The organism is Enterovibrio gelatinilyticus (assembly GCF_028683095.1).
GTDB classification, from domain to species: Bacteria; Pseudomonadota; Gammaproteobacteria; order Enterobacterales; family Vibrionaceae; genus Enterovibrio; species Enterovibrio gelatinilyticus.
This window is the reverse complement of sequence record NZ_JAJUBC010000160.1, coordinates 1-277: the sequence shown is the minus strand read 5'-3', so window position 1 is coordinate 277 and position 277 is coordinate 1. Positions and strand designations below refer to the sequence as shown.

General features: G+C 57.0%; 1 protein-coding gene. It reads right to left on the bottom strand.

Going from position 1 to position 277, the window contains the following annotated elements:
- Positions 1-277: hypothetical protein (locus LRP50_RS25645; protein WP_274167205.1), on the bottom strand; the 277-nt coding region annotated here is incomplete at both ends.

The window sequence follows — 277 nt, the reverse complement described above, 5'->3', positions numbered from 1 at the left end:
CTGCCCCTGCACCGGCAAACAGTGCTTTTGTGGCCCCTACGAAAAGAAGCGCAGACCCGAGACTGATGGCTGCGTGCCCGACCGCCGCACCATGGTTACCAGCCCTTGCTGCATTGTACGCATCATACCCTGACGTAATTGCACCGATAAAATTGGCGATGGCAATGAGTCGGGTAGCGGCTTTCCCGGCCAGTAGCCGGCCAAAGTGTTTTGCACCTGACGATAAACCGGGAACAAAGCGAGTCGCCACGGAAGCCGGCATGGTTCTGATAACTTG